A 19,982-nucleotide genomic window follows, 5' to 3' on the forward strand; every position below is an offset into this window, starting at 1 on the left:
AAATGGAACATACCAAGGCAACGTTCAGCAAGGTAGCTGCACCGGTAAATACAGCCGCAGCCATCGATACGCGCTGGAATTCCTTCCCCTATCTGGTTGCAGTGATGGTGATGGTGACTCTTGTTTCCGTATTCCATGTCTGGTCCAGGGTCAAAGTCATCGACCTTAACCTTGAGATTTCTGCAACAAACCGCCTGTTCCAGGAGATGCAGCAGGAAAATAAAAGATTGAAAGTGGAAATTGCTTCACTGAAGACACCCGCGCGGATCGAGGCTCTTGCCAAGGGTGATCTCGGCATGGCGATGCCGACCGACCAGCAAGTGATTGTGATAAAATGAATGATAAGAAGGAAAGATGGACAAGGATCCGTATTCGCATCATAGGTGCGGTTTTTGTCTCTATTTTCGTTCTGATTGCAGCAAGAGCGTTTTATCTGCAGGTAGTTAAAAAGGAATCCCTGGTAAAGCTGGCGGAAAAGCAGCATCAGCGGATTGTGCCGCTGACGCCGGTACGAGGGGCGATTTTTGACAGCAACAATGCGCCTCTGGCGCTTTCTATCGAGATGGATTCCTGTTTTGCAGAACCGCGCAATGTGGAAAACATTCCCGATGCGGCGGCAAAACTGGCGCCTCTATTGTCCATGCCCGCCGAACAGGTGGAGAAAAAGCTGAAAGGCAGCAGGAATTTCGTCTGGCTTCAGCGCCGGATGGCCCCTGATCAGGCTGCCGCAATCAAGGCACTTGCGTTGGAAGGCATAGGCTTTGTCAAGGAGAGCAAGCGTTTCTATCCGAATTCGGAGATTGCTGCCCATGTGGTCGGCTTTACCGGGATGGATCCTGAAGGGTTGGAAGGGATCGAGCTGAAGTACGATTCTACCATTCTCGGCAGTACCGGTTATCTGGTGACTGAGCGTGACGCCCTTGGCAGGGAGGTCTATAGCAAGGGGACCGTGGTTAAAAATCCAGCCAAGGGACAGAATGTTACCCTGACCCTGGACAAGAATATCCAGTATATAGCTGAAAAAGAACTGATCAAGGCGGTGGAGACAAATGGGGCAAAGGCGGGGATTGCACTGGTTATGGAACCTGCAACAGGTCGCATATTGGCTATGGCCAACTACCCCAATTTCAACCCCAATACCTTCTCCAAGTATGCACAGCAGGCGCTGCGCAACAGGTCCATAGCCGACAGTTTCGAGCCGGGTTCGACCTTCAAGATATTTCTGGCTGCAACAGCATTGGAGCAAAAGGCGATCAGGCCCGGCGACGGGTTCAACTGCGAAAACGGCAGCTACAGCATCGGCGGCAGGACCATCCATGATACCCACAAGTACGGGTATCTGAGTATTGCGCAGATTCTCAAGTACTCTAGCAATATCGGAGCGGCCAAGATTGGCGCAAGACTGGGCAATGATAAACTCTATGCCGGCCTCACCGGCTTCGGTTTCGGCGAAAAGACCGGCGTCGATCTGCCTGGCGAATCGAGCGGCACCCTGCGCAACAAGAGCCAATGGTTCGGCGTCGATCTGGCCACAATTTCCTTCGGTCAAGGAGTTACCGCAACTCCTCTCCAGATTGCTACCGGAGTTTCGGCGGTAGCCAACGGGGGCCTGCTGATGAAGCCATACCTGGTGGAAAAGATCAGCGACGATAATGGCAACGTGGTGCGGAGCTTTGCGCCGGAGGTGAAACGCCGGGTCATCTCCGAAGAAACGGCGAAAACTGTGGCCCGCATGCTGGAAGGAGTGGTTGCCGAAGGGGGAACGGGGGTCAATGCCGCTGTGGATGGTTATCGTTCGGCCGGCAAAACCGGTACTGCCCAAAAGGTGGACCACCTGACGCGAGGATACTCGGCTGACAAGAGAACAGCTTCCTATGTCGGTTTCGTGCCGTTGGAAAAGCCGAGGCTGACAATCCTGGTAGTGGTTGATGAACCTAAGACAAGCTCTTATGGCGGAATTGTAGCCGCACCGGCCTTCAGCGCCATTGCCGAACAGTCCCTGTGCTATCTGAAGGTGCCAACCGATCATGCGTTGAAGAAAAAAGCAGAGCAGGTAGAGGTAAAATCAGCTCCTTCGGTCGAAACGGTTGACGCCGTTGTGGACGGAGGCGTTGTCGCAGGGGCGGCAGGAGCCATAATGCCTAATTTCCGAGGCCTCAGCATGCGACAGGCACTGAAGGTAATGCAGCAACGTGGCCTTAACGTGACGCTCAAGGGGAGCGGTCGCGCCGTAGAGCAGAATCCGATGCCGGGCAGTATTATCAGCGGAAACGATCGGGTCTGGGTCAGATTTGTTCCCTCAGCCTGAGTAAAAAACAACGGGTATCCCATGCGACTTTCACAACTTGTTAAATCTGTCGCGGTTCTTGACATGGTCGGCGATGTCGACCCTGATATAACCGGACTGTTTTACGATTCCCGAAAGGTTCAGCCAGGCGGCTTGTTCTTCGCCCTGAAAGGGGTGGCAAGCGACGGCTATGCCTTTATTGAGGTAGCGGTAAAGGCCGGGGCAGTAGCAGTGGTCATCGAAGATGACCGGACTCCTGCCGATATTGCCTGGGTGAGGGTAGCTGACGGGCGGTTGGCGATGTCGCTGATGGCTGCCGCTTTTTATGCCAACCCCGCGGCAGGTTTGCCTGTTGTCGGTATTACCGGCACCAACGGCAAAACGACAACCACCTTTCTGCTGGAATCCATCTTCGAAAAAGGCGGTTTGCCGGCTGCCGTGCTTGGTACCGTCAATTATCGCTTTGGAGATCTGTCCATCCCGGCCCCAAACACGACTCCGGAGTCGGTGGACCTGCAGCAGACCCTGAGAAAGCTGGTCGATGCAGGCGCAAAAGGGATCGTCATGGAGGTTTCCTCCCATGCCTTGCAGCAGCGTCGAATCGACGGTTGCTCTTTCAATGTGGGGGTCTTCACCAACCTGACCAGGGATCACCTGGACTATCACCTGGACATGGAATCCTATCTGCAGAGCAAAACACGTCTTTTTTCCGAGCTCCTGGTCCCGGATGAGAAAAAGCCCGAGCGGCATGCGGTGATTAACACCGATGACGAATACGGCCGGCGCATAGCCCAGGCGGCCGCATGCCCTGTGGTGACCTACGGCATTGAGAAAAGCGCGGACATCAATGCCGAGAATGTGGAGTTTTCCGTCAGCGGCATCAGCTGCACTCTGGCTACCCCAAAAGGTCGGATCGAGCTTCGGTCAATGCTTGTCGGCCGCTTCAATTTGTATAATATCATGGCTGCGGCGGGTGCGGGTGTTGCTCTGGGATTGCCGCTCGAATCCATCAAGGAAGGGCTTGAGCATCATGGTCAGGTTCCGGGCAGACTGGAGAGGGTGGAGAATGCTCTGGGGGTGACGGTACTTGTGGATTATGCCCATACCGGCGATGCCCTAGAAAATGTTTTGCTGACCATGACGGAGTTGAAGAAGGGCAGAATCATCACCCTCTTTGGCTGTGGTGGCGACCGTGACAAGGGCAAACGGCCGATCATGGGCGAGATTGCCGGACGCTACAGCGATCTGAGCATCATTACCTCGGACAATCCTCGCACGGAAAATCCAGCGGAGATCATGGCCCAGGTTCGGGAAGGGATTGTCCGTCTCGGTATCTGCGAATATTCATCCTATGAGGCAGCCATCTTCCAGGAGAAGGGTTTTGTCAGCATAGAACAGCGACAGGATGCCATCAGGCTGGCGGTCAAGGCGGCGCGGCCGGGAGACATAGTACTGCTGGCGGGCAAGGGACATGAGGACTATCAGATCATCGGCAAAGAAAAATTCCATTTCGACGATCGGGAAGTGGCTGCTCAGGCCTGCCGGGAAAAAGCCGGCCAAAACCAGTAGCAGGAAAGGCGCAAATGCTCTCCATTGACGAAATAATCCAGGCTACTGGCGGGACACTGATCGGCAGTGGCGGCAAGATGGTGTCCGGTGTGTCGACGGACTCACGCAGTGTGGTTGCCGGGCAACTCTTCGTAGCCTTGAAGGGGGATCGCTTCGATGGCCATGAGTTCATTGAGACCGCTCTGGCGAAGGGGGTCAGGACATTTCTTGTGGCTGCGGATTCGCTCGCTGCAAGAGCTCCCGCCGAAAATGCCTCCTACATTGCAGTTACCGAAACTCTCAGGGCGCTTGGTGATCTTGCTGCCGGCTACCGGAGGAAATTCAGCATTCCCCTGATTGGTATAACCGGCAGCAACGGCAAGACGACCACCAAGGAAATGCTGGCCACTATTCTCGGCCAGACTGGTCCGGGCCTGAAAACCAGCGGCAATCTCAACAACCTGATCGGGCTGCCGCTCATGCTCCTGCGTATGACTGGCCGCGACCGCTGGGCGGTGCTTGAAATGGGGATGAGTGAACCGGGGGAGATCGACCGTCTGGCGGAGATAGCAGAACCCGGGGTTGGCATAATCACCAACGCCTTTACTGCCCACCTGGCAAGCATGGGCAGTGTGGAGGCTGTGGCAAAGGCCAAGGGGGAACTGTTTCAGAGGCTGAAAACGGGAGGCGTAGCTGTATATAACGCCGATGACCCCCTGATCTCGCGTTTGCCCACTGCTGCAGGTGTTAGCAGGCTTTCCTTCGGTCTTCGCGGGGCGGAGGTTAGTTCGGAAGGGATCAAAACGCTTGGCCTGGAAGGGGTCCGTTTTACCCTTCGCCTGCCCGACGGCGAGATACCCGTGAAGATGAGGGCCTTCGGTCAGCACAATATCTATAATGCACTGGCTGCAGCAGCTGCTGCCCATGCCATCGGGCTGGATCATCAGACCATACGCGCCGGGCTGGAGGAATTCACCCCATATGACAAGCGCTTTCACGTGGAGCAGGTGGGTGACATCGTGCTTATTGATGACAGTTATAATGCCAATCCTGCATCCATCGCGGCTGCGTTGGTGACCTTGAAGGACATCCGCCAGCAGAACAGGGCCATAGCTGTGCTTGGCGACATGCTGGAACTGGGTAGCGGAGCGCCCGCTGCCCACCGGGAAGTGGGGCTTCTTGCTGCAACATGCGTGGAGCGGTTGTATGTGATGGGAGAATACGCAGAGACGGTTGCCGCCGGTGCTGTTGATGGCGGCATGGGCGCAGATCATATCTATGTTGCCGGAAGTCATGGGGAGATTGTCGAGGACCTGCGCCGGAAGGTGACGAAAGGCGATAATATCCTGGTCAAGGGCTCACGAGGTATGCATATGGACAAAGTCGCCGAGGCGATCCGCAACGGTTTTTCCCTTGCCGATGAAAAGAAAGGAGTAGCCTGATGCTTTATCATCTGCTCTATCCCTTGGCCTCCGATTACAGACTATTCAATGTCTTCAAATATCTGACCTTCAGAACCATCTATGCCATGATTACGGCGCTGGTGGTGGCGTTTATCCTGGGACCATGGCTGATACGAAAGCTGGAGAAGCTGCAGGCCCGCCAGGTAATCCGCACCGACGGTCCCGAATCCCACCTGAAAAAACAGGGAACCCCCACCATGGGGGGGGTGTTGATATTGGCGGCCATCATCATACCGACCCTTCTTTGGGCGGATCTGACCAATGCCTTCGTCTGGCTGACCCTGTTCATCATCGGTGGCTACGGTGTGATCGGTTTCTTCGACGACTATAAGAAGGTGGTGGAGAAGAACCCGAAAGGGCTTTCTCCGCGGCAGAAAATGTTCTGGCAGATTCTTCTGGCCACTGGAGTGGGGATATTTCTCTTCGTCATGCCCGGCTTTTCCAAGGAACTTTTCTTCCCATTCTTTAAAAGGCTTCACCCTGACCTGGGAATATTGTTCATCCCGTTCATCACTCTGGTGATCGTCGGTGCCAGTAATGCCGTGAACCTGACTGACGGCCTGGATGGCTTGGCCATCGGTCCGGTTTCCATCAATGCGGCTACTTATCTGCTGTTTACCTATATTGCCGGTAACGCCAGGCTGTCTGGTTATCTGCAGATCCCATACGTGCCGGGGTCGGGAGAACTTGCCGTGCTTTGCGGCGCCATGGTCGGGGCTGGTCTGGGTTTCCTCTGGTACAACTCATATCCGGCAGAGGTCTTCATGGGGGATGTGGGGTCCCTTTCCCTTGGGGGAGGGCTGGGAACGTTGGCGGTCATCACCAAGCAGGAGATCCTGCTGGTAATTGTCGGTGGCGTTTTTGTCACCGAAGCACTATCTGTAATATTTCAGGTAGGCTCCTATAAGTACCGCGGCAAGAGGATTTTCCGCATGGCCCCTATTCATCACCACTTTGAGCTGAAGGGGGTTGCAGAGCCCAAGATAATAGTGCGTTTCTGGATTATCACCTTTATTCTGGCGCTGGTGGCAATTTCAACTTTGAAGATGCGCTGACAGATTTCTGCGCCAGTAATGGCGGCAGGGGAACAGGTTATGGAAATCAAAGGTAAGAAAATACTGGTGGTTGGTCTGGCCAGAACCGGCGTGGCAGTGGCAAGATTCCTGGCCTCCCGCGGAGCAAAGGTCACCGTTACCGATATGAAGGAAGAGTCGGAGCTTGCTGATTATCTCTTGCAGTTGGAGGATCTTGACCTGAACCTTGAGCTGGGCCGTCATGACAAGCATACATTCCTCATGTCCGATCTCATCGTCGTCAGTCCGGGTGTCCCCATGGACATTTCTCCGCTGCTTATGGCGAAGGCACAGCGGAGGGTCGTGATCAGCGAAATAGAGCTGGCCGCTGCATTCATCAAGGCTCCCATGGTTGCCATTACTGGCACCAACGGCAAGACGACGACAACAACCCTGGCAGGGGAGATATTCAAGGCTTGCGGCGTTGAGACCTTTGTCGGCGGCAATATAGGCAATCCCCTGATTGAGTTGGTCACGTCTGGCAATGATGTGGCGCAGGTGGTAGTAGAACTGAGCTCATTTCAGTTGGAAGGAATTCAACGCTTCAGGCCCAAGGTAGCAGTGCTGCTAAATATCACTGAGGACCACCTGGACCGGTATGCCAGCTACCAGGATTACATCGATGCGAAACTCCGCATCTTTGAAAACCAGACAGTCGATGATTTCGCTGTTCTTAATGTGGATGATCCATTGGTGGCAGCCTGTGCCGCGACTGTTAAATCAAGGGTTTTCCCTTTCAGCCAGCGGAAGGAGTTGGCAGAAGGCATTTTCTGCAGCAAAGGCATTATCGTATACCGATGGCAAGGGAGCGAGCTGCGCTTTGATACGGCCGCCTTCAAACTGAAAGGGGTTCACAATATAGAGAATATCATGGCGGCACTGGCCAGCACCCTTTTGTCCGGGGCCGACCCGATCAAAGCTGGGCGCGCGGTAGAGTCCTTTAAAGGTCTGCGTCACCGGATGGAATTTATACGTGAAGTAGGCGGAGTTGCCTACTATGAGGACAGCAAAGGAACCAACGTGGGGAGCGTAGTCAAGTCCCTTGAGAGCTTCGACAAAGGTATTACCCTTATCGCCGGCGGAAAGGACAAAGGGGGATCATATGCGCCCCTGGCAGATCTGGTGCGGGAGAGGGTAAAGCACCTTATCCTCATTGGTGAGGCCAAGGAAAGGATCGAAGCAGAGCTGGGAAACCTTACCGATACACACAAGGCAGCCACCCTGGAAGATGCAGTGGCAATAGCACATAGGTTGGCCAAGGCTGGGGAGGTTGTTCTTTTTTCTCCGGCCTGTTCCAGCTTCGACATGTTCAAAGATTATGCAGAGCGCGCTGAGCGGTTCAATGCTGCGGTGCGGGCCCTTGCCGGTGGAGATTGCCGATGAAGAGGCTTGAGGGATACGACATGATCATTTTGCTGCTGGTGGTAATGCTCACCTGCTTCGGAATCGTCATGGTCTATTCCGCTTCCTCGGTGATGGCGGCAAAGAAATACAGCGATGGTTTTTACTTTTTGAAGCGGCAGGGGCTCTATGCCATCCTGGGGTTCGGCGCCATGGCCTTTGCCATGCAGGTCGACTACCATCATTGGCGTCGCTTTGCCGTACCTCTGCTGCTGGCCTGCCTGGGGCTGCTCATTCTGGTATTCATCCCTGGTATCGGCGGTACGGCAAAGGGTGCATCAAGATGGATCCGCTTGCCGGGCTTCAACTTTCAGCCTTCCGAAATGGCCAAGGTGGCGCTGATAATTTACATGGCTTATTCTCTGGACAAAAAGCAGGAGAAGCTGAAGGAGTTCATGGCCGGCTTTCTGCCGTACATGGTCATTCTGGCCGTCCTGCTGGCGATACTCTTGAAGCAGCATGACATGGGAGCTGCACTGACCATGGGTGCCGTTGCCCTCGCCATGCTGTTTGCAGCCGGGACACGACCCCGGTATATATTCGGCATGGGAGTGCTGGCGGCTCCCTTTGCCTGTTATCTGGTGGTGACCGAAGCATACCGGATGCGGCGCATCACCGCCTTTCTCGATCCCTGGCAGGACCCCACCAACTCCGGCTTCCAGATAATACAGTCCTGGATCGCTTTCGGCACGGGGGGAATTTTGGGGCAGGGACTTGGCGAAGGAAAGCAGAAGCTGTTCTATCTGCCCGAGGCCCACACCGACTTTATTCTTTCAGTGGTTGGTGAGGAACTCGGTTTTATCGGCGTCATGGTCATTGCGGCCATGTTTCTGGTTCTGCTTCAGCGTAGCATCAGGGTAGCAATCGGCGCAGAAGACAGCTTCGGGCGGTACCTCGCATTCGGCATCGCTGTGCTGGTAGGCCTTGAAGCATTCATCAACATGGGGGTGGTGACCGGCCTGCTGCCGACAAAGGGGCTGGCGTTGCCATTCATCAGTTACGGGGGTAGTTCGTTGATTATCAGCCTTTTTGCCGTTGGCCTGTTGCTCAATGTCTCGTCTAAGGCAAGGGGGCTGTCATGAGACTGATCGTTGCCGGGGGCGGGACGGGGGGGCATCTTTTCCCCGGTATTGCCGTTGCCGAAGAATTCCTGGCGAGAAACAGCGCCAACGAGGTGCTCTTCATCGGCACCGAAAGGGGAATTGAAGCAAGGCTGCTGCCAAAGCTGGGCTACCGGCTGGAGTGCATTTCCGCCAGCGGAATCAAGGGGCAAAGCCCCCTTACCAAGGTGAAGAGTGCAGCACTGCTCCTTTACGGTTACTCCCAGTCGCGAAAGATCCTCAAGGAGTTCCGGCCGGATGTGGTGCTCGGCGTAGGTGGTTATGCATCGGCCCCGGTGGTGCTTTCTGCCCGCGGCTTGCAGATCAGGCGCTTCATCCACGAACAGAATGCCATACCAGGCCTAACCAACAAGGTGCTGGCACGGATCGCCGACAAGGTCTTCATCTCCATCGAGGAATCAAGGAAATTTTTTCCGGAAGACAGGACGATGCTGACGGGAAACCCGCTACGTAAAGAAATTTTGTGGAATGTGCAACAGGGGAAAACAGAGCCGAAGGGTGGCAGCCTGAGACTGCTGGTTTTTGGCGGCAGCGCCGGCGCGCACCGGATCAACACCGCCATGGTCGAAGCCTTGCCCCACCTGGCAAAGGTAAAGGAGCATCTCCTCATAACCCATCAGACCGGGGAGAAGGACCATGGGGAAATGAAAAAAGCTTATGGGGCGGCAGGCTTCAATGCAGAGGTTACTCCTTTCATCGACAACATGGCTGCGGCGTACGCAGCTGCTGATTTTATCGTCTGCCGGGCCGGCGCAACGACCCTTGCCGAAGTGGCGGTGAGCGGCAAGGCCTGTATTTTTATCCCCTATCCCTATGCGGCCGATGATCACCAGCGGCGGAATGCAGAGGCCCTGCTCAAAGAGGATGCAGGCTTCATGATTCTTGAGCGTGAGCTGACGGGGGACACCCTGGCCGGGCAGATTATCAGGCTGATGCAGGAGCCGGAACTTGTTGAAAAAACGGCGGCAAACATCCGTAAATTCGGTCAACTTGACGCCGCCCAAGTGATAGTGGACGAGATGACCGGAAAACAGGAGCCCTTGTGTACGGAAAAATAGAGAGAATCCATTTTGTCGGTATCGGCGGCATCGGCATGAGCGGCATCGCCGAGGTGCTGCTCAACCTGGGATACAAGGTGTCCGGTTCCGACCTGAGAAAGTCGGAGATCACGGAACGCCTGGAGCAGCTGGGGGGGGAAATCCACCTGGGTCACACCGGCAGTAATGTTGAGCGTGCCGATGTCGTGGTCATTTCCAGCGCCGTCCACGACGATAATCCAGAGGTGATCGAGGCTAGAGAGCGGCTGATCCCGGTGATACCACGAGCAGAAATGCTTGCCGAACTGATGCGAATGAAGTACGGCATTGCCATTGCCGGCACCCACGGCAAAACGACCACTACCTCAATGGTGGCAACCATTCTGGCAACAGGTGGAATCGATCCGACCATTGTCATCGGCGGCAGGCTGAATTCCATCGGCACCAACGCCCGTCTTGGCCAAGGGAAATTCCTTGTAGCCGAAGCCGACGAATCTGACGGCTCCTTTCTCAAGCTTTCCCCGACCATAGCCGTAGTAACCAATATCGATGCGGACCATCTGGATTTTTACAGCGGTATCGAGGAGATCAAGGATACCTTCGTTGAGTTTATCAACAAGATTCCCTTCTATGGCCTTGCCGTGCTCTGCCTGGATAACGGCAACGTTGCCGACATTATTCCCCTGGTGAAGAAGCGGTTCACCACCTATGGGTTGACGGCCCAGGCAGATTTTCGCGCCACCGAGATCCGTCATGAAGGCTTCACCACCTCCTTCGTCGCCCATTATAAGGGACAGAAGCTGGGGGAAATAAGTTTCAACATGCCCGGTGCCCACAACGTACTTAACGCCTTGGCGACCATTGCCGTTGCCACTGAGCTGGATATGCGCTTCGAAGATATTCAGGCCGGCTTCAAAAGCTTCGGCGGAGTGGGACGCCGCTTTCAGGTCAAGGGGGAAGTGAACGGCATCATGGTTGTGGATGATTACGGACACCATCCCACTGAGATCAAGGCAACCCTGGCGGCTGCAAAGGGGGGCTGGGACCGGCGCCTGGTGGTGGTGTTCCAGCCACACCGTTACACACGCACCAAGGAGCTGTTCGAAGAATTCGTCAAGGCTTTTTACGATGCCGACATTCTGATTCTGACCGATATCTATCCTGCCGGAGAACAACCCATCGAAGGGGTTACGGCGGAAGCACTGTCTGCAAGGATCAAACGCCATGGTCAGCGAGAGGTGACCTTCGTTGCCGATCGTAACAAGGTCTGCGACCATCTTTTAAGCATCGTCAAGGAAGGGGATATAGTCCTCACCCTCGGTGCAGGCAACATTCTCCAGGCCGGCGAACAGCTGGTGGAAAAGCTCAGGGAAGCTCCTTGACAGTGGATACGCTTGCACGTCTCTGTACCGCCGTACGGGGCAAGGTGCTGGTGAATGAGCCCCTGGCGGGGCACACCTCATTGAAGGTGGGGGGGCCGGCCGACTACTTTGCCATTCCGGCCGATCTGGCCGATCTGGAAGAACTTATCAAGGTTGTGCGGAGCTTGTCTCTGCCATATTTCATCATCGGCGGTGGTTTCAACGTGCTGGTCGGTGACGGGGGCTTCAGGGGGGTCGCTATATCCCTCAAGGAACTGAACGGCATGGAGAGTCCCTCCCGTGGCCGGATCCGTGCAGAGGCAGGGGCTACCAATCAGCAGCTGGTGAATTACGCCACGGGCAAGGAGCTTACCGGCTTGGAATTTCTCAGCTGCATTCCGGGAACCATAGGCGGTGCGCTCAGCGTAAATGCCGGAGCCCACGGCCAGTCGACGATGGAGCAGGTTGAGACCCTGATAACTATGAGGGATGGCCGGATCTTTGAAAATGAAGGCAGGAAAAGGAACTTCGGCTACAGGTACCTTGAGCTGGAGCCGGGAGAGATTGTTGTGGCAGCTGTTTTCAGCCTGAGCGAAGGGAAGGCGGAGGCTATTGGGGAAAAGCTGGAAAGCTATCGCCGCCATCGCCTGGAAAGTCAGAAGATAGGTTATCCCAATGCCGGTTCATTTTTCAAAAACCCGGAAGGCCAACAGGCATGGCGTTTGATAGACGAGGCAGGTTTCAGAGGCTTCCAGGTGGGAGGAGCCCAGGTTTCCGAGATCCACACCAACTTTCTCGTCAACAGGGGTGGGGCGAGTGCTGCAGATTTCATCACCCTGGCTGGAATGATCAAACAAAAGGTCCTTGAACGGAGCGGGATTTTGCTCCAGGAGGAAGTGCGCATCCTGGATGAATATGAGCAGAAATAAGTCGTGAGGATAGGTGGCCATGACCAGTTCAGATAACAAAAAAATCGGCGTATTGATGGGAGGATTTTCGGCAGAGCGCGAGGTTTCCCTGAAGAGCGGCGCAGCCGTGTTGAAAGCGCTTGTCGGGCTCGGCTACAATGCAGTAGGCATTGACGTTGACCGCAACGTGGCAACTAAGATCGTAGCGGAAGGCATTAATGCCGCCTTTATCGCGCTCCATGGCCGATATGGTGAAGATGGCGCTATACAGGGCCTGCTGGAATTGATGGCCATCCCCTATACCGGCTCCGGTGTTTTGGCCAGTGCTCTGGCCATGAACAAGATATTTGCCAAACAGGCCTTCCAGGCAGCAGGGCTGACCGTTGCCCCTTACCGGGTGGTTTGCCGGGGCGAAGTATTCGATGCCAAAACCTTTACCTTCCCGTTCCCGGTGGTGGTAAAGCCATCCCAGGAGGGTTCTTCGGTCGGCGTCAGCATTGTCAGGCAGGAATCGGAACTTGAGGCTGCAATGCAGGATGCCTTCAAATACGACCGGGAAATACTCATCGAGCAGTTCATCAAGGGAGCCGAAGTCCAGGTGGGAATATTGGAAGACAAGGCCCTGGGTGCCATTGAGATTGTGCCGAAAAAGGAATTTTACGACTTTGAAGCAAAATACTCACCGGGTATGGCCGAGCATATCCTGCCGGCAAGACTTCCTGCCGATTTATATGAAAAGGTACTGCGCGCGGGGGAAGAAGGTCACCGTGCCCTGGGCTGCAGCGGATACAGCAGGGTGGACTTCCTGGTAACAACCGAGGGGCTTTGTTACATCCTTGAGGTCAACACATTGCCCGGCATGACCGACCTCAGCCTGCTGCCGGAGATAGCCCGCGGTTCGGGAATAGAGTTCGGGGAGCTGGTGGAGAGGCTGATTTCTGCCGCCACATTAAAAATAGCACAATAAATATAAACCATCGACTGACGTGACCATGCGCGATCTTCATAAAAAAAAACCACGGCCGGTTACGCAAAACCGGCTGAAAAAGCCGCCCAAGACGTGCAAGCCGATTAACTATCGAGGCATCCTTAAAAAAACAGCCAAGGTAGTGGGGGGAGCAGCACTGATTTCCGCGGTTGGATGTGCAGGATATGGCATCTACCGGATCATTGCCGGCACGACCTTTTTCAAGCTGGAGCGGATCGAGGTTAGCGAGCTGAAGACCCTCAAGCGCCAGGAAATCATCGACCTGGCTGGGGTAAGGGAGGGGGACGGGATGTTCGGCCTCAGGCTGCGCAGCATCGGCGAACAGATCGGAAAAAACCCCTGGGTTTCACGGGTAGAGGTCAGGCGCTACCTGCCCAATACCCTCTCCATGCAGATAGCGGAGCGCCAGCCGGTGGCGGTGATCAACATGGGGTACCTCTATTATCTGGATGCCAATGGTGATGTTTTCAAGCCGCTTACCGAGGGGGACCAGCTGGATTACCCGGTCATTACCGGTATCAGTGAAGAAGACATTGCCAGGGATCCGGCCGGATCGAAAGGGGCGCTCAAGGAGGTACTGGAGTTGATTGCACATCTCAAGTCCCGCGCCGACTTCAAACTGGATGAAGTTTCAGAGATTCATTACGATAAGGGATACGGCGTTACATTGTTCACCGCAGCGGCAGGTGTGCCTGTAAAACTGGGGAGTGGCGATTACAGCCGGAAACTGGATCGTCTTGCCAGGATATATAAGGAACTGCAAACCCAGATATCTGTTCTGGAATATATTGATCTCGATTACAGCGATAAGATCATAGTGAAAAAGGTTTAAAGGGGGGGTGTATGTCGGCAAGAAGGGATAATCTCATTGTAGGGCTGGATATCGGCACCACCAAGATCTGTGCCATTGTCGGCAACCTTACCGAAGAGGGGATAGACATCGTCGGCATTGGTACCAGTCCCTCGCGGGGTCTGCGAAAGGGTGTCGTGATCAATATCGAGAGCACGGTGGCTTCCATCAGGAAAGCGGTGGAGGAAGCCGAGCTCATGGCCGGCTGTGAGATAAAATCTGTCTATGCCGGTATTGCCGGCGGGCACATCAAGGGGTTCAACTCCCAGGGTGTGATTGCCATCAAGAATCGCGAGGTTTGCGCCGAAGATGTAAAAAGGGTCATCGACGCGGCTAAGGCCATTGCCATCCCCATGGACCGGGAAGTGATCCACATTCTCCCTCAGGAGTTCATTATCGACGACCAGGACGGCATTCGCGAGCCGCTGGGCATGAGTGGCGTCAGGCTGGAGGCCAAGGTCCATATCGTCACCGGGGCCGTCGCCAGCGCCCAGAACATCATCAAATCCTGCAATCGTGCCGGCTTGGACGTGGCGGATATTGTGCTGGAGCAGCTTGCCTCTTCAGAGGCGGTTCTTTCGGCCGATGAAAAAGAATTGGGAGTAGCTCTCATCGATGTGGGGGGGGGAACAACAGACATTGCCATTTTTGTCGACGGCGCCATCAAGCATACCTCCGTACTTTCCCTTGGCGGCAACCACCTGACCAACGATATCGCCGTGGGCCTGAGAACCCCAATGGCAGAGGCGGAAAAGATCAAGCAGAAGTACGGTTGTTGTCTGGCCTCCCTGGTGGGCAAGGATGAAACCATCGAGGTGCCGAGCGTCGGCGGCAGGAAACCAAGGGTGCTTTCCCGTCAGCTTTTGGCTGAAATTCTGGAGCCTCGTGTGGAGGAAATCTTCACCCTGGTCAACCGGGAGATCGTCAAGTCAGGTTATGAGGACATGATTGCCTCCGGGGTGGTGATAACCGGTGGAAGCACCATACTGGAAGGGATGCCGGAGCTTGCCGAGCAGGTTTTCAACCTGCCGGTGAGAAGGGGCCTGCCTCAGCGGATCGGCGGTCTGGTGGATGTGGTAAATTCGCCGGCCTACGCCACAGGCGTTGGACTCGTGGTATACGGCAGCAAAAATGTGGGGGTCCACGAATTTCCGTCGGCCCAGAGCGAAGAAAGCATCTTCCGCAAAGTGAGCGGCAGGATGAAGGAATGGTTCAGCGAGTTTTTCTGATGAATATAGTTCATGTGCAGGTCTAAACATACAACACAGCAAAAAGGGGGGGGAGATGTTCGAATTTGACGAGAGTATTGACCAGACGGCGAAAATCAAGGTGATCGGGGTAGGGGGAAGCGGCGGCAACGCCGTAAATACCATGATCAACAGCAACGTGGGGGGCGTTGACTTCATTGTTGCCAACACCGATGCCCAAGCATTGCGTAACTCGAAGGCACCGCTGAAAATCCAGATCGGTGGCCAGCTGACCAAAGGGCTCGGGGCCGGAGCCAACCCCACCGTAGGGAGGGAAGCTGCCCTGGAGGATCGGGAAAAGCTGCTGGAATCCCTGAAGGGCGCAGACATGATCTTCATTGCCGCCGGCATGGGGGGCGGTACCGGTACCGGTGCAGCGCCTGTCATTGCCGAAGTGGCAAGGGAGGTGGGGGCGCTTACAGTCGGAGTCGTCACCAAGCCTTTCAGTCGCGAAGGGCGCCAGCGTCTAGCCAAAGGGGAAGACGGGATCAAAGAGCTGAAGAAGCATGTGGACTCCCTGATCGTCATTCCCAACGACCGTTTGCTGGGACTGGCCGGTAAATCAATGTCCATCCTCGACGCCTTCAAGCCTTCCGACGACGTGCTGCGCCAGGCTGTGCAGGGCATTTCAGACCTGATCACTACCTCTGGTCTGATCAACGTCGACTTTGCCGATGTAAAGGCGATCATGAGCGAGCGCGGTATGGCCATGATGGGGATCGGTATGGGCTCCGGTGAAAATCGCGCCGTTGACGCTGCTACCCGGGCCATTTCCAGCCCGCTGCTGGAAGATATCGACATTTCCGGGGCCAAAGGGGTGCTGGTGAACATTTCCGGCTCCAGTGCCATGACCATGGACGAGTTCGATGCAGCAAGCCGTATCATCCACGAGAAGGTGCATGAGGATGCCAATATTATCGTCGGTCTGGTAATCGATGAGAACCTGGGCGATGTGATCAAGGTAACGGCTATCGCCACCGGGTTCGGTGACCGCTTCGACGTGGAAAAGACCCGCCAGGAGCTGAAAAGCGTGGCACCCGTGGTACGAAACGAGATAAACCGGGAAATCCCGACCTTTATCAGGGAAAAACAGCAGCAGCGTGAGACCTTTTCCCGGCAGCGGAGCTTCATGATGGATGATGAGGAGCAGTATGACATCCCCACCTTCCTCCGCAAATCGGTCGACTAAGCAGCGCCACTTTTCCGCCTGCTGCGTAAGTCTTCAGGAGCACTTGTGCGGCGTGGCGCTGCCACGCCTCCGCGCGCTCCTTCGACAGCCTTGCAGAGACGAAAAATTGTCGCTGCTGAAATTGCGGTAGATGGTTGCGACTGTAACCCAACTTCTGCATATTCAGTGTGATGATTTCATGTCAACCGCTGGTGGTGGCCCCCCCGCCACCGGCAGGGAGTTTAGTTCCCCGGCCCCATTACTTCCCCCTCCATGGGGGCCGGGTCTTTTTCCCTTTCAAACTGTCCCTCGAAGTGCTAACTTTTTGGCATGTCCTGGAAGATCATCGAGAAACACCGTAAAATCCTTGCCTGCGAGGATGGGATACCAATAAAGAAGTCGGTGGCCGGCCTCAGGTTCTGCCTGGTTTATCCCAACCGCTACCATGCCGCCATGAGCAATCTGGGCTTTCAGGCGGTCCATTCCATTCTCAATGGTTACCCTGATGTCCTCTGCGAACGGGCCTTTCTTCCGGACCGGGAGGATCTGGACGAGTATGCGAAATCGGGTACCCGCCTCCTTTCCCTGGAATCCCAGCGGCCGGTAGCCGAGTTCGATATCATTGCATTCTCTGTCTCCTTCGAAAGCGATTACCTGAACCTGCCCGTCATTTTCAAGCTTGCAGGCCTGCCTTCCTGTGCCGCGGAGCGTGATTCCTCCATGCCTCTAGTCATGGCCGGCGGTGCGGCTCTTTTTCTCAATCCTGAGCCAGTTGCGGATTTTATGGATTTCATTTGCGTCGGTGAGGCTGAAACCCTTCTGCCTGCCCTGCTACGGGTCCTGACCGTGGACGAGCAGATCGTCCGACGGGAACTTTTGGCGCGTTGTGCCGTGGTGCCGGGAGTCTATGTCCCCTCCTTTTACCAGATCACCTATGCCGGTGCAGGCATCGCTTCGCGCATTAATCTTGATCCCGCCCCGCCGGCGGTCCAACGGCTTTGGGACGGGGACCGTAATGGGGCACCTACTGTCTCGACTATCCTCACCGAAAATACGGAATTTTCCGATATGTACCTGGTTGAGGTCGCCCGCGGCTGCCCGCGTGGCTGCCGGTTCTGCGCCGCCGGCTTCATCTATCTTCCCTATCGCCAGAGGAACATGGAATCGGTTATGGAAGAGGTGAGGAAAGGGCTGCAGAAAAAGAAAAAAATAGGGCTGGTGGGCGCGGCCGTTTCCGACTTCAAGGGGGTCGGCGAGCTGTCACGATTCATCGTCCAACAGGGCGGGAAAGTATCTGTTGCTTCCCTGCGTATCGACTGTCTTGACGAACAGCTGGTGGATTCCCTAAAGGAGAGCGGCCACAAGACGGTGGCGCTGGCCCCGGAAGGGGGATCACAGCGCCTGCGGGACCTGATCAAAAAGAATATCGACGAAGAGCAGATATTGACTGCCTGCGACCTGCTCATCGGCAAGGACCTGCTCAACCTGAAACTGTACTTCATCATCGGCCTTCCCACGGAAACCATGGTCGATCTGGATGAGATGATCGCCCTTGTGACCAAGGTGCGTGACAGGGTCATTGACGCGGCACGTAAAAACAAAAGGCTGGGTGAGGTGCTGCTTTCGGTTAATCCATTCATCCCGAAACCCTTTACCCCCTTCCAGTGGTGCGGCATGGAAGACCTGAAGAGCCTTGAGAAAAAGGCCAGATACCTGCAAAAGGGCCTCTCTGGTCTGTCAAACGTGAGGATGCAGATGGAGGGATTGAAGGATGCCTATCTGCAGGCACTGCTGTCCCGGGGAGACCGCCGTCTGGCGCCACTCATCCTGCTGGCCGGCGAAAAAGGCTGGAAAAAGGCCGCCCGTGAATTGAATGTTGACACCGATTCCTGGGTCAGGCGAGACATTTCCCTCGACGAGGTCTTACCCTGGGATTTCATTGACAGTGGCGACAGGGAAAAGTTGGTGAGTGAATACCGGAAGGCGTTTTCTGCTTGAATGAAACCACGGCAGCTGTTGAGGCTGCCGTGGTCGAGTGTGAGGCAATCAGTTGAAGAACAGGCGCAAACCGACAGTGGTGGAGATATTGGAAGGATCGTAGTCCCCCACCTTGGTTCCCAACCGGTTTACATCAGCGTCAAAGGCGCCGAGTCCTTTCAATTCGGCGGTAAAGGCGAGATTCCTGCTGACGAAGAAATCGACACCGGCGGTCAGATGTAACCCCAGCACCGTATCCACCTGCAGGTCGTCAAGGTCCGGAATCAAGACGTCCAACCCTCCCCCCAGGTATGGAACCACATCATTTCTGTCGTTGAAACGGTACTGGGCACCCATGGAAACATCATTCATGCTGGCCCGGCGGCTCTTGTCCGACCAGCCCTTGGTGTGGAACAGGGAATGGTCCACATTCAGCTCCAGTGCCACATGGTCGTCAACACCGTAGAACAGCCCGCCGCCCCCCACGAAGCCGGGATCAGTCTCGACGACCAGCTTTCCATCCTGATGGTTCCTCTCGCTCTCTGCCGGGAAAATGGCCCCCAATCTCCCGGTAATACCGAACTTTCCGCGCAGGTTTTCCGCCATGGCGTTGCTGCCTGTCAGCATGGCCACCAGTGCAATGGCCGTGATCAACAAACTCTTTCTCATTGTTTTTCCCTCCTGAAAAAATAAGTAGCGGCATGTTAATGGAAAATTAAAAAGCCAGCAAGGAGAAAGTGCGGTTGTGCAGAAATGAAAAAAGGGACCGAAGCGGTCCCTTGGCGAGATGAGTTCACAGGAAGATTGTGTCAGTCCTTTTATATGAGGTCGATTACAGCCTTTACAGCCTTTTCAATGCCCGTTGCCGTGTCGGAGATGTTGCCGGCCAGCATGTAGGCGGGTGTGGAGACGATCTTATTCTTCCTGTCGATGACAAACTCGGTTACGGGGCAGTCCACGTGCCGGCTACCGGTCTGGTTGATGGCAGAAGCGGTGCCGGCATCATTGCCGATGGTCAGCTCCGGAGCGTATTCCTTGCCGAGAGTGGCGGCGATCAGGGCAGGTGCGATGCAGATGGCAAGAATGGGTTTCTTTGCTGCCGCCATTTCCTTGAGCAGCCTGGCCACGTCGGGCTGGATGGTGGCAGCAGCCCCTTTTTCGGCGAAATTGCACAGGTTCTTGGCAGCACCGTATCCGCCGGGAAAGACGAGGGCATCAATTTCGGCAGCTTTCACTTCTTTTATGTCCCTGATGTTGCCGCGGGCGATGCGAGCGGCTTCCACAAGGGCATTCCGCTTGCCGCCGGTTTCCTGCATGGTCAGATGGTTTGTCTCGGGATAATCTTCATTGGGCGCCATGCAGATGGCTTCCCCGTTGTTCCGGTCGATGGCCAGCAGGGCCAGAACTGCCTCGTGGATTTCGCTGCCATCTCGCACCCCGCATCCTGAAAGTACCACGCCTATTTTCTTTTTCATTTATTGTCCCCCCGCAACAGTTATTTCAATTTGTAGAACATTATTTTAGCGAAATTTGCTGCTTTGACAATCTCTTTT

At 55.3% G+C, this 19,982-nt stretch carries 17 protein-coding genes; 15 read left to right on the plus strand and 2 right to left on the minus strand.

From position 1 onward, the window contains the following. The first annotated feature begins 2 nt into the window (after positions 1 to 2). The 15 genes from ftsL to GEOB_RS03920 all read left to right on the plus strand — a co-directional run bounded on the left by ftsL (position 3) and on the right by GEOB_RS03920 (position 18,450). Positions 3 to 338, plus strand: a complete 336-nt coding sequence (gene ftsL, locus GEOB_RS03850) for a cell division protein FtsL (RefSeq protein ID WP_012645864.1) — start codon at positions 3 to 5, stop codon at positions 336 to 338. Beyond that, positions 335 to 2,308: a penicillin-binding protein gene (locus tag GEOB_RS03855; protein WP_012645865.1), complete on the plus strand. Its 1,974-nt coding sequence runs from the start codon at positions 335 to 337 to the stop codon at positions 2,306 to 2,308. Before ftsL ends, GEOB_RS03855 begins: the two co-directional genes overlap by 4 nt. A 21-nt stretch (positions 2,309 to 2,329) precedes the next feature. After that, positions 2,330 to 3,856, plus strand: coding sequence for a UDP-N-acetylmuramoyl-L-alanyl-D-glutamate--2,6-diaminopimelate ligase (locus GEOB_RS03860; protein WP_012645866.1), 1,527 nt, complete (start codon positions 2,330 to 2,332; stop codon positions 3,854 to 3,856). Between the two features lie 14 nt (positions 3,857 to 3,870). Beyond that, positions 3,871 to 5,277 carry a UDP-N-acetylmuramoyl-tripeptide--D-alanyl-D-alanine ligase gene (locus tag GEOB_RS03865; protein ID WP_012645867.1) on the plus strand — a complete coding sequence of 469 codons (1,407 nt, stop codon included), beginning with the start codon at positions 3,871 to 3,873 and terminating at the stop codon, positions 5,275 to 5,277. Then, a complete protein-coding gene (gene mraY / locus GEOB_RS03870) occupies positions 5,277 to 6,353 on the plus strand; it encodes a phospho-N-acetylmuramoyl-pentapeptide-transferase (RefSeq protein WP_012645868.1) in 1,077 nt (358 codons plus the stop codon). Before GEOB_RS03865 ends, mraY begins: the two co-directional genes overlap by 1 nt. Positions 6,354 to 6,392: 39 nt before the next feature. Then, on the plus strand, positions 6,393 to 7,754 hold the full coding sequence (murD, locus tag GEOB_RS03875; protein WP_012645869.1) for a UDP-N-acetylmuramoyl-L-alanine--D-glutamate ligase: 1,362 nt from the start codon (positions 6,393 to 6,395) through the stop codon (positions 7,752 to 7,754). After that, positions 7,751 to 8,854 carry a putative lipid II flippase FtsW gene (gene ftsW, locus GEOB_RS03880; protein WP_012645870.1) on the plus strand — a complete coding sequence of 368 codons (1,104 nt, stop codon included), beginning with the start codon at positions 7,751 to 7,753 and terminating at the stop codon, positions 8,852 to 8,854. The genes murD and ftsW overlap by 4 nt, the downstream gene beginning before the upstream one ends. Then, positions 8,851 to 9,951 (plus strand): undecaprenyldiphospho-muramoylpentapeptide beta-N-acetylglucosaminyltransferase, encoded by a 1,101-nt coding sequence (gene murG / locus GEOB_RS03885; protein WP_012645871.1) that lies wholly within the window; start codon positions 8,851 to 8,853, stop codon positions 9,949 to 9,951. The genes ftsW and murG overlap by 4 nt, the downstream gene beginning before the upstream one ends. After that, the gene (gene murC, locus GEOB_RS03890; protein WP_012645872.1) at positions 9,936 to 11,312 is read left to right on the plus strand and encodes a UDP-N-acetylmuramate--L-alanine ligase; all 1,377 of its coding nucleotides are present in this window, start codon (positions 9,936 to 9,938) and stop codon (positions 11,310 to 11,312) included. Before murG ends, murC begins: the two co-directional genes overlap by 16 nt. Beyond that, positions 11,309 to 12,220: a UDP-N-acetylmuramate dehydrogenase gene (gene murB, locus GEOB_RS03895; RefSeq protein WP_012645873.1), complete on the plus strand. Its 912-nt coding sequence runs from the start codon at positions 11,309 to 11,311 to the stop codon at positions 12,218 to 12,220. Before murC ends, murB begins: the two co-directional genes overlap by 4 nt. 19 nt (positions 12,221 to 12,239) lie before the next feature. After that, positions 12,240 to 13,166 carry a D-alanine--D-alanine ligase gene (locus tag GEOB_RS03900; RefSeq protein WP_012645874.1) on the plus strand — a complete coding sequence of 309 codons (927 nt, stop codon included), beginning with the start codon at positions 12,240 to 12,242 and terminating at the stop codon, positions 13,164 to 13,166. A 25-nt stretch (positions 13,167 to 13,191) separates the two neighbouring features. Next, a complete protein-coding gene (locus GEOB_RS03905; RefSeq protein ID WP_012645875.1) occupies positions 13,192 to 14,019 on the plus strand; it encodes a cell division protein FtsQ/DivIB in 828 nt (275 codons plus the stop codon). Between the two features lie 11 nt (positions 14,020 to 14,030). Continuing rightward, positions 14,031 to 15,266 carry a cell division protein FtsA gene (ftsA, locus tag GEOB_RS03910; protein WP_012645876.1) on the plus strand — a complete coding sequence of 412 codons (1,236 nt, stop codon included), beginning with the start codon at positions 14,031 to 14,033 and terminating at the stop codon, positions 15,264 to 15,266. Positions 15,267 to 15,321: 55 nt separating this feature from the next. Beyond that, the gene (ftsZ, locus tag GEOB_RS03915; RefSeq protein WP_012645877.1) at positions 15,322 to 16,473 is read left to right on the plus strand and encodes a cell division protein FtsZ; all 1,152 of its coding nucleotides are present in this window, start codon (positions 15,322 to 15,324) and stop codon (positions 16,471 to 16,473) included. 309 nt (positions 16,474 to 16,782) lie between these two features. Continuing rightward, positions 16,783 to 18,450 carry a radical SAM protein gene (locus GEOB_RS03920; protein WP_012645878.1) on the plus strand — a complete coding sequence of 556 codons (1,668 nt, stop codon included), beginning with the start codon at positions 16,783 to 16,785 and terminating at the stop codon, positions 18,448 to 18,450. A 48-nt stretch (positions 18,451 to 18,498) separates the two neighbouring features. Here the strand turns inward: GEOB_RS03920 and GEOB_RS03925 are convergent, their stop codons facing one another. Beyond that, the gene (locus GEOB_RS03925; protein WP_012645879.1) at positions 18,499 to 19,098 is read right to left on the minus strand and encodes a porin family protein; all 600 of its coding nucleotides are present in this window, start codon (positions 19,096 to 19,098) and stop codon (positions 18,499 to 18,501) included. A gap of 149 nt (positions 19,099 to 19,247) precedes the next feature. Further along, positions 19,248 to 19,904, minus strand: coding sequence for an isoprenoid biosynthesis glyoxalase ElbB (gene elbB / locus GEOB_RS03930; RefSeq protein WP_012645880.1), 657 nt, complete (start codon positions 19,902 to 19,904; stop codon positions 19,248 to 19,250). Positions 19,905 to 19,982: the final 78 nt, after the last annotated feature.

Origin of the sequence: Geotalea daltonii FRC-32 (assembly GCF_000022265.1) — a bacterium.
Taxonomy (GTDB): Bacteria; Desulfobacterota; Desulfuromonadia; order Geobacterales; family Geobacteraceae; genus Geotalea; species Geotalea daltonii.